Genomic DNA, 9,926 nt, shown 5'->3' with positions numbered 1-9,926 from the left:
CTGACCCGACCACCGCCGTCCCTTCGGGACCCATGACCGAGAGGCCCCTGATCACCGTGTCCACCACCTCTTCCGCCCAGCCGACCGCCGCCGAGATAGAGACCGCGCTGCTCTCCTTCCTGGAGGGCCGCGTGAAGGTGCCGGTGGACCCCGACACCGACCTGTTCGCCTCCGGGGCGATCACCTCCCTGTTCTCCCTCGAGCTGGTCGTCCACGTGGAGACGGCGTACGGCGTGGCGGTCCAGGGGGACGAGCTGCGGATGGACAACTTCCGCAGCGTGCGGGCCATGGTGGCGCTCGTCGAGCGGCTACGGGACGGGGCCGGCTCGTGAACGAGGCGATGGAGCAGGCGGCCGTCCTCGTCGCCGGTCTCGCCGAGGGCGCGGCCGAGGAGTGGGACCGCCGCGCCGAACTGCCGCGCGAGGTGATTCGTGAGCTCGGCGCCAAGGGCGTGCTCTGCGCCGACGTCCCCGAACACTTCGGCGGCCTCGGCCTGAGCAGTCTCGACAACGGACGGCTGATCGCGGCCACGGGCGAGGTGTGCAGCTCCCTGCGCAGCATCATGACGTCGCAGGGCATCGCCGCCTGGACCGTGTCCCGGTTCGGATCGGCCGAGCAGCAGGCGGACTTCCTGCCGCGCCTCACGTCCGGCGAGAGCGCGGGAGTGGCGTTCAGCGAGCCGGGGGCCGGCAGCGACCTGGCCGCGATGGCCACCGAGATCACCCGGGACGGCGACTCGATCGTCGTCGACGGCGTGAAGACCTGGGTGACGGGCGCCCACTACGCGTCCCTGCTCGTGGTCTTCGGCCGGTACGGCAACGGGGCCGCCATGGCCGTGGTCCCGGCCGACGCCCCCGGAGTGAGCATCGAGCGCGTCCCCGACCCGCTCGGCTGCCGTGCGGCCGGGCACTCCACCGTGCGCCTCAGCGGCGTGCGGCTGCCCGCGGAGTACCTGCTCGGCGGGGCGGGGATGCCGGTGACCATGCTGGCGACCTCACCGCTGACCCACGGGCGGATCTCCGTGGCCTGGGGGTGCGTCGGCATGCTGCGGGCCTGCCTGCGCGAGGTCGTACGCCACAGCGCACGGCGGGAGACCTTCGGCAGCCCGCTCGCGCAGCACCAGCTGATCCGACGGCACATCGCCGAACTGCACGTGGGCGAGCGCACCGCGACCCACGCCTGTGAGCGTGCCAGCGCCGACTGGGACGCCAAGCGGCCGCAGCACACGTCGGCGGCCGTGCTCGCCAAGCACGTGGCCGCCGGGCACGCGGCGCGCGGCGCCGCCAGCGCCGTGCAGGTGCTCGCGTCGGCGGGAGCCACCTCCTCGCACGTGGTGGCCCGCGCCTTCCGGGACGCGAAGCTGATGGAAATCATCGAAGGAAGCAACGAGATCAGCCAGCTGCTCCTGGCTGACGAGGCAATGACGGTGTGGGCATGACGAAGCGTGACGGTTACGGCGACGAGATCGGCCTGGGTGCCATCCACTGCCTGCTGCCGGACGAACGGACCAAGGTGGCCGACCTGCCCGAGACGGGTCTGCTCGGCCACGAGGAAGCCGAGTTCGCCCGCGGCTCGGGCGTGGAGACCGTCGGCGTGTTCGACGGGCGCGCCACCGCGGGCCTCGCGGCCGAGGCCGTACGCGGGCTCGGCCTGGCCGAGACCGACCACCCGGATCTGCTGATCCTGGTCAGCCCCCGCTCCCCGGACGTGCTGCTCGGTTCGGACGTCGGCCAGGTGCAGGCGGAGGCCGGCCTGACGCGCACCTTCTCCTTCACCGTGGACGGCCTCGGCTGCACCGGGTCCAGTGCGGCGTGGGCGCTGGCCCGCGACCTGATCACCGCGGACCCGGGCCGCGACAGCGCGGTCATCGCCCACGCCAGCCGGCCCACGGGGGCCGACCGGGTGCGCTACCCGGTCACCGTGATCGGCGACGGCGCGTACGCCATGACCATGGTGCGCGGTGGCCGTCCGGTGCTGCGGGCCCACCGCATGGAGAGCGACGGCACCTTCCACGACCTCTTCCGCGTCGACTACAAGTCCGCGCCCTGGTACGAGTGGCGGGAGGAATGCCAGTCGGCGGACCGCTACCGCTTCGAGCTGGCCCTGCACAGCCGCCAGCGCCTGGGCCGCCTGGTCGACGAGGTGCTCGCCGACGCGGGGATCGGCAAGCAGGACGTCGCCGCAACGCTCATGCAGAACGTCACCGCGGGAGCGTTCGACTTCTACGAGACCCTGCTCGGCCTCCCCATCCACCCCGTCTGCCGACGCCACCTCACGGAGTTCGGCCACCTGGGGGCGATGGACGTCGTGCTCAACCTGCAACTGCTGCTCGCCGAAGGCGGACTGCGGCGCGGCGATCACGTGCTCGTCCTGAACAACAGCCCGGTCGCCGCCTGGGCCGCCACACTCTGGGAGATCTGACCATGTCGCAATCCGCAGCCGGGCCGACGCCGGCCGAAGCCGACCAGCCCCTGGTCAAGTGTCTGGTCTGGGACCTGGACAACACCCTGTGGCGAGGCACGATCCTCGAAGACGAAGAGGTCGAGCTGCCCGAGGAGATCCGGCGCACCGTGGTGGAGCTGGACGCGCGGGGCATCCTGCAGTCCGTCGCCAGCCGCAACGACCACGACCTCGCCTGGGAGCGGCTGGAGAAGCTCGGGATGGCCGAGTACTTCGTCTTCCCCCAGATCGGCTGGGGCCGCAAGTCGGACTCCGTCCGCACCATCGCGAGCCGGCTCCAGTTCGCCGAGTCGGTCGTCGCCTTCATCGACGACCAGCCCACCGAGCGTGCCGAGGTGGCCCATGAGCTGCCCGCCGTGCGGACCTACGGGGCAGAGCGCGCCACGGAGCTTACGGGGCTGGCGGAGTTCAGCCCCGCCCACGTCACCCAGGACGCGGCGAACCGCCGTGCGATGTACCAGGCGGGCTTCCAGCGCGAACAGGCCGAGCAGGAACACGTCGGATCCAGCGAGGAGTTCCTCAAGTCGCTCGACCTGCGCCTGGTCATCGAGCACGCGGGCGACGAGCACCTGGCGCGGGTCGAGGAGCTGACGCTGCGCACGAGCCAGATGAACGCGACCGGCGTGCACTACTCGGACGCCGACCTGCGGGCCCTGCTCGCCGACCCGGACCACGACGTCCTCGTCATGAGCCTGACCGACCGCTTCGGCAGCCACGGTGCCGTCGGCGTGATGCTGCTGGAGCGCGGCAGGAAGAGCTGGCGCCTCAAGCTCCTGGCCACGTCCTGCCGCGTGGTCTCCTTCGGCACCGGCGCGACGATCCTGCGCTGGCTCATGGCCCAGGCGCACCGCGCCGGCGTGCACCTGACCGCCGACTTCCGCGCCACCGACCGCAACCGGATCATGGAAGTGGCCTACCGGTTCGCCGGGTTCACCCAGCAGCCGTGCCCGGACTGCGGCCCGGCAGCCGGACCCGACGCGGCCGACGGCGCGGAAGGCGGCGTCCAGCGGCTCCACCTCGTCCCCACCGCGCAGGACGTCTCGACCACCATGCGGGTCACGGCCCCGACGCTCGGCGCCGACCGGATCCACTCCGTGCACGAGTGCTACGGCTACCGCGTGGAATGCTCGTACGACGTCGCCGCGAGCGGCGTGGTGCGCGACTTCTTCGGCCCCGCCGTGGCCGCCGACGCCCTGACCGGGGCCCACAGCCGCACGGTGCGCCTCGGCTTCTCGGTGCAGGACGGTCCGTCCGGCGAAGCCGTGAACCCGCCGCACAACCTGGACGTGATGACGGGCGACCCCATCGTGATCGACACGGCCAGCTCCCGCTGCGTGTTCGACCCGACGAGCGCCTCGGGTGAACTGGTCCTGGCCCGGACCGACCTGGACAGCTCCGCCGTGTGGGGCAGGTGGATCCTCGAACGCCTCTTCCTGTACCTCGTCTGCCGCTCCCCGCGCAGCTACCCGCTGCACGCGGGGGCCATCGAGACCGAAGGCCGGGTCGCCGTCCTGACGGCCGCCGCGGGCGTCGGCAAGTCGACGTTCACGTACTGGGCGCTGCACCGCGGGGCGCGCCTGGTGGGCGAGGACATCCTGGCCAGGAACATGGACGAGCCCGGCGGCGCGCTGTGGGGCTACCCGCGCGCCCTGTACCTGAGCCCCGAGATGATCGCCCGCAGCACGGCGCTCCAGGACGCGACCGCCGCGCCGATCGAGAACGGCGCCAAGTGCCGGGTCACCGTCCCCGCGGCGCTGGAGGACCGCCTGCTGTCGCGGGCCCGTCCCTCCTGCCTGGTCTTCCTGGTCAGGGGCGAGGGCGCGGCACCGCGCGAGCTGGACATCGAAGAGGCCCTCGACCGCTGCCGCGAGGACTACGCCACCGCGAAGAGCGCCGAAGGCGTCGCCGCGGTGGAGGAGGACCTCAGGGAGCTCCTGGCGGGGCTGCCGCTGTGGGAGTTGCAGGTCTCCGACGACCTGGACGAGAGCTACGACAGGCTGCACGCGGCCCTCGTCGCCCTGCCGACGAAGTCCGCCGAGTGACCGGGAGAACCATGCACGAGCTGAAGCAGGCCACCTCCCTCTACGAGGTGTTCGCCGGGCAGGCCGCCCAGCGCCCCGACACCGTGGCGATCACGGACGGCCCGCTCGACATCACGTACCGCGCACTCGAAACCGCGGCGCGGGAGTACCGCGCCGGCCTCGCGCTCCACGGCGTACGCCCCGGGGACCTCGTCGGCATCAGCCTCGAACGCGGCTGGGAGGTCGTCGCGGCGATCCTCGGCGTCCTCGGTCACGGCTGCGGCTACGTCCCGCTGGACCCCTCGTACCCGGCGGACCGGCTCGCCTTCATGGTGCGCGACAGCGGCGTGCGCGCGGTGATCTCGGCGCCGGACAACGCCGCGCTGCCCGCAGGCTTCGACCGGGTGGCGCGCTCGGACGGTGACGCGGCCGCATCCGCCGCACCCCTGCCGAGGCCCGAGGGCACCCCCGTCTACGTGATCTACACGTCGGGGTCGACGGGGCAGCCCAAGGGGGTGGCCGTCCCCGAGAGCGCGGTCCTCGAACTGTTCAGATCCTGCGCCGACGGCCCGTTCGAGTTCGGTCCCGACGACACGTGGACGCAGTACTTCAGCTACAGCTTCGACTTCTCCGTATGGGAGATCTGGGGCAGCCTGCTGTTCGGCGGACGGCTCGTGATCGTGCCGCCGGAGACCGCCCGTCGTCCCGCGGCGTTCCTCGAACTCCTCGCCGAGCAACGGGTCACGGTGCTCAACGCGGTCCCGAGCTTCTTCAAGTACATGCCGAAGGCGTACGAGCGAGCCCCCGTCCCGCTCGCCCTGCGCTACGTGGTCTTCGGCGGCGAGCAGCTGGACCCCATGTCGGTGCGCCGGTGGATGCAACTGCGGCCGGACGCCGAGACGTTGGTCAACATGTACGGCATCACCGAGACGACCGTGCACACCACCTTCGGTGCGCTCACCGAGGACCGGGTGGCGTCCGACGGGTCCGGCACCTGGATCGGGGAGCCGCTCGCGCACCACCGGATGGCCGTGCTGACCCCGGAGGGGCAGCCGGCGGCCGAGGGCGAGCCGGGCGAGGTGTACATCGCGGGCCTGGGGCTCGCCGACGGGTACTTCCGGCGGCCGGACCTGACGGCGGAGCGGTTCCCCCGCCTCAGGCTGGCCGGCGACGACGAGACGCGCACCTGGTACCGCACCGGTGACGTGGCCCGGCGGCTGTCCGACGGCACGTACGAGTACCTCGGCCGCAACGACCGGCAGATCAGCCTGCGCGGGTTCCGCGTCGAACTCGGCGAGGTCGAGGCGGCCCTGCGCGCCGAGGCCGACGTCCTCGACGCGGTCGTCCTGACCGAGGAGACCGCGGGCGGCGAGTCGCTCCTCGTCGCCTACGCGGCCCTCGCCCCGGACCGGACGGCGACCGAGCAGCTCATCGCGCAGCTGCGCGAGGCGTGCCGGACGAGGCTGCCCGCGCACATGCTGCCCAACCGGATCGTGGTGGTGTCGGAGATGCCGCTCGCCCCGTCGGGGAAGCTCGACCGGGCGCGGCTCGCCACCGACAGCGGGCTGCGGGTGGTCGTGCGATGAGTCTGGAGATCGAGCGCAAGTTCACGGTGGCGGACGGCTGGCAGGTGCCCCCGGGTACGACCGGGGAACAGCTGCGCCAGGCCTATCTGTCGCCGCAGGGCGCTGCCGTGGAGTTCCGGGTCCGGTCCAAGCGGGACGCCCGCCTCATGACGGTGAAGACCTTCGACGCCGCCTCGGGCGCCATGGTGCGCCAGGAGGTCGAGTTCGAGATCGACGACGCGGTCTTCACACAGCTCTGGGACCTGGCCGGAGGCGACTGCCTGAGCAAGTACCGCTGGAACGTTCCCCTGGAGCACCACGTGGCGACCGTCGACGAGTACGACGGGGCCCTGGCCGGACTGCGCGTGGTCGAGGTCGAGTTCGACAGCGTGGAAGAGGCCAGGAGCTTCCGGCCGCCCGACTGGTTCGGCGAGGAAGTGACCGGCAGCCCGGCCTGGAGCAACCGTGTACTCGCGGCTTCGGCACGAGCGGTGCCCGACGAACAAGGAGAGACCCGATGAACCGGCACGTTGCGTTCGAGCGACTGCACAACTTCCGTGACCTGGGCGGCTATCGCTCGGCCGACGGCAGGACCGTCGCCTGGCAGACGCTGTACCGGGCGGACTCGCTGGGCAAGCTGCAGGGGGCCGACTGGGAGCGCTTCCTGGAGCTCGGCGTGCAGAGCGTCATCGACCTGCGCTATCCCTGGGAGATCGAGGCCAAGGGCCGGGTGCCCGAGGCCGAACGCTTCCACTACGTCAACCTGAGCATCGAACACCGGCCGTACGACCAGGCGGAGATCTCCCCCGACGTCGACCCGTGGCGCTACCTCGCCGACCGCTTCGCCGAGGTCACCGAGGACGGGGCCGAGGAGATCCGGCAGGTCCTGGAGCAGATCGCCGAGGCCCCCGGCCCGATCGTCTTCCACTGCACGTCGGGCAAGGACCGCACCGGACTCATCGGGGTGTTCGTCCTCACCCTGCTCGGAGTGGACCGCAGGGACGTCCTCGCGGACTTCGAGCTGACGGAGCTGGCCACGGAGCGCCTGCTCGCGGACTGGCGCACCGCCAACCCCGACCGGGTCATGAAGTGGCCGGGCTACGGACGCGCTCCCGCGGAGATCATGGAGCTGGTCCTGGCCGACCTCGAATCCCGCTACGGATCCGTCCACGGCTACCTCAAGGACCGGGTCGAGCTCACGGACGCCACGGTCGACCGGCTGCGGTCCCGGCTCCTCACCGGCGGGGACGCCTGAAGCATGCCCGGGACGAACCTGACGGCCCAGGAGGCCGAACACCGCTCACACGCGGTCACCGTGGACACGTACGACATCACGCTCGACCTGCGTGAGGCCGCCGGCTCCGCCACCTTCCCGTCGGTCACGGAGATCGGCTTCGACTGCGCCGACCCCGACGCGCCGGTCTTCCTCGACCTGCGCGCCCCCCGGGTGCGGGAGGTCGTGGTCAACGGCCGTGCCCTGGAGGCGGACCGGGTCTTCCGGGACTCCCGGATCGAGCTCGCGCACCTCGTGGCCGGCCGCAACGAGGTACGCGTGGTGGCGGACTGCGCGTACACGAACACCGGCGAAGGGCTGCACCGCTTCACCGACCCGGTCGACGGCAACACCTACCTCTACTCCCAGTTCGAGGTCGCGGACGCCCGTCGGGTCTTCGCCTGCTTCGACCAGCCCGACCTGAAGGCCCGGTTCGGTTTCACCGTGACCGCGCCCGCCGACTGGACGGTTGTCTCCAACGCGGCCGCCGTCACCGTCGCAGAGGCCACCGACGGGGACCCGGCCGTGCGCCAAGCGGCCGCCACGGTCTGGTCGTTCGGGCGGACACCGCGGCTCTCCACGTACGTCGTCTCCCTCGTGGCCGGCCCCTACCACGCCGTGCGGGCGGAGCACCGGTGCGGCGACCGCACCATTCCGCTCGGCCTGTACTGCAGGAAGAGCCTGGCCGAACACCTCGACCCCGACGAGATCCTCGCGGTGACCCGGCAGGGTTTCGACTGGTTCGAGGACCGGTTCGGCCACCCCTACCCCTTCGAGAAGTACGACCAGATCTTCGTCCCGGGCTTCAACGCGGGAGCCATGGAGAACGCGGCCGCCGTCACGTTCCACGAGAAGTACGTCTTCCGCTCGCGGGCCACCGAAGCCGCGCACCGAAAGCGGGCCGCGACGATCCTCCACGAGCTCAGCCACATGTGGTTCGGCGATCTGGTCACCATGGCGTGGTGGAGCGACCTCTGGCTCAACGAGTCCTTCGCCACCTACAGCTCGTTCGCCTGCCAGGCACTCGGACCCGACCCGCGCTGGGCCGACGCGTGGACGACGTTCGCCAACCACCAGAAGGCCAAGGCGTACCGCCAGGACCAACTGCCCTCCACCCACCCCGTCGTGGCGGAGATCCGCGACCTCGACGACGTCCTCGTCAACTTCGACGGCATCACCTACGCCAAGGGCGCCTCCGTCCTGAAGCAGCTCGTCGCGTACGTCGGCATGGACGCCTTCTTCGAGGGCGTACGCGCCTACTTCGCCGCCCACGCCTACGGCAACACCCGGCTGACCGACCTGCTGGGCGCACTGGAAGAGGCCTCCGGGCGCGACCTGGGCACCTGGTCGAAGCAGTGGCTGGAGACCGCGGGGATCAACGTGCTGCGGCCCGAGATCGAAACGGACGCGGACGGCATCATCACCGCCTTCCGCATCCGCCAGGAGGCACCGGACCTGCCGCCCGGCGTCCCGGGCGAGGCGACGCTGCGCCCGCACCGCATCGCGGTGGGCTCCTACACGCCGGACGGTGCGAACGGGCCGCTGCGGCGCACGCACCGCACGGAACTGGACGTCGCCGCCGCCGCGTACACGGACGTACCCGACATGGTGGGCCGCCGCCGCCCCGACGTGGTGCTGCTCAACGACGACGACCTCAGCTACGCCAAGGTCCGCTTCGACGAGGTGTCCCTGGGCGCTCTGACGCGGCACCTCGGCTCCTTCGCCGACCCGCTGCCCCGCGCCCTGTGCTGGGCCGCGGCGTGGGACATGACGCGGGACGGAGAACTGGCCGCCCGGGACTACCTGAGCCTCGTGCTCTCGGCGATCGGCTCGGAGAGCGACATCGGCGTCGTGGAGTCGCTGCACCGCCAGGTCCTGCAGGCCCTGCACCACTTCACCGACCCGGCCGAGCGCGGGCGCCTCACGGCCGACTGGGCCGCCGCCGCCCTCGAACGGCTGCGCGCCGCCGAGCCCGGCAGCGACCACCAACTCGCCTGGATGCGGGCCTTCGTCACGGCCGCCCGTACCGACGCGCACCTCGACCTGCTCGCCGCGCTCCTGGACGGAGCGCCACCGGTTCCCGGGCTCGTCGTGGACGCCGAGGTGCGCTGGGCGATCGTGGTGCGCCTGGCGGCCGCCGGACGCCTCGACGAGGACGGCATCGCGGCCGAGCAGCGCCGTGACCCCACCCCCGCGGGCGAGTGCCACGCGGCGACGGCCCGTGCCGCCCGGCCCGACGTGCAGGCCAAGGCAGCGGCCTGGGCGGCCGTCGTGGACCGCGGCGACCTGCCCAACCAGCTCCAGCGGGCCGTCATCGCGGGCTTCACCGAGAGCCTCGACCCCGCCCTGCTCGCCCCGTACACCGACCGGTACTTCGAAGCGGTCCTCGGCGTGTGGGAGACCAGGAGCCACGAGATGGCCAAGCAGATCGTCCTCGGTCTCTACCCGGCGGTCGCGGACGGCACCGCGCCGGCCAAGGCCGAAGCCTGGCTGGAGCGCCAGGCCGCGGCCCCGCCCGCGCTGCGCCGCCTGATCCTGGAGCAGTACGACGACGCCGGGCGCGCCCTGCGCGCACAGGCCACCGACCGCGCCCGGAGGGGATAGCGC

Annotated in this window: 8 protein-coding genes; all 8 read left to right on the top strand. The window is 72.1% G+C overall.

From position 1 onward, the window contains the following. The first annotated feature begins 32 nt into the window (after window positions 1-32). The 8 genes from ACFYP3_RS05915 to pepN are packed head-to-tail and all read left to right on the top strand — an operon-like array spanning window position 33 to window position 9,923. Entirely contained in the window at window positions 33-332 is a 300-nt protein-coding gene (locus ACFYP3_RS05915) for an acyl carrier protein (RefSeq protein ID WP_388827374.1), read from the top strand. An 8-nt stretch (window positions 333-340) separates the two neighbouring features. Next, window positions 341-1,438, top strand: coding sequence for an acyl-CoA dehydrogenase family protein (locus ACFYP3_RS05910; RefSeq protein ID WP_388827655.1), 1,098 nt, complete (start codon window positions 341-343; stop codon window positions 1,436-1,438). Then, window positions 1,435-2,421 (top strand): 3-oxoacyl-[acyl-carrier-protein] synthase III C-terminal domain-containing protein, encoded by a 987-nt coding sequence (locus tag ACFYP3_RS05905; RefSeq protein ID WP_388827371.1) that lies wholly within the window; start codon window positions 1,435-1,437, stop codon window positions 2,419-2,421. Before ACFYP3_RS05910 ends, ACFYP3_RS05905 begins: the two co-directional genes overlap by 4 nt. 2 nt (window positions 2,422-2,423) lie before the next feature. Continuing rightward, window positions 2,424-4,502: an HAD-IIIC family phosphatase gene (locus ACFYP3_RS05900; protein ID WP_388827368.1), complete on the top strand. Its 2,079-nt coding sequence runs from the start codon at window positions 2,424-2,426 to the stop codon at window positions 4,500-4,502. A gap of 11 nt (window positions 4,503-4,513) precedes the next feature. Beyond that, window positions 4,514-6,067, top strand: coding sequence for an amino acid adenylation domain-containing protein (locus tag ACFYP3_RS05895; protein ID WP_388827365.1), 1,554 nt, complete (start codon window positions 4,514-4,516; stop codon window positions 6,065-6,067). Beyond that, entirely contained in the window at window positions 6,064-6,567 is a 504-nt protein-coding gene (locus ACFYP3_RS05890; protein ID WP_388827362.1) for a CYTH domain-containing protein, read from the top strand. The genes ACFYP3_RS05895 and ACFYP3_RS05890 overlap by 4 nt, the downstream gene beginning before the upstream one ends. Further along, complete coding sequence (locus ACFYP3_RS05885; RefSeq protein ID WP_388827359.1) at window positions 6,564-7,301, top strand: tyrosine-protein phosphatase; 738 nt, start codon at window positions 6,564-6,566, stop codon at window positions 7,299-7,301. Before ACFYP3_RS05890 ends, ACFYP3_RS05885 begins: the two co-directional genes overlap by 4 nt. Window positions 7,302-7,304: 3 nt before the next feature. After that, the gene (gene pepN / locus ACFYP3_RS05880) at window positions 7,305-9,923 is read left to right on the top strand and encodes an aminopeptidase N (protein WP_388827356.1); all 2,619 of its coding nucleotides are present in this window, start codon (window positions 7,305-7,307) and stop codon (window positions 9,921-9,923) included. Window positions 9,924-9,926: the final 3 nt, after the last annotated feature.

The organism is Streptomyces sp. NPDC005533, from assembly GCF_042871845.1.
Classification (GTDB): Bacteria; Actinomycetota; Actinomycetes; order Streptomycetales; family Streptomycetaceae; genus Streptomyces.
Note: the sequence above shows the minus strand (reverse complement) of the source record. Positions and strands in the feature narration are given on the sequence as shown.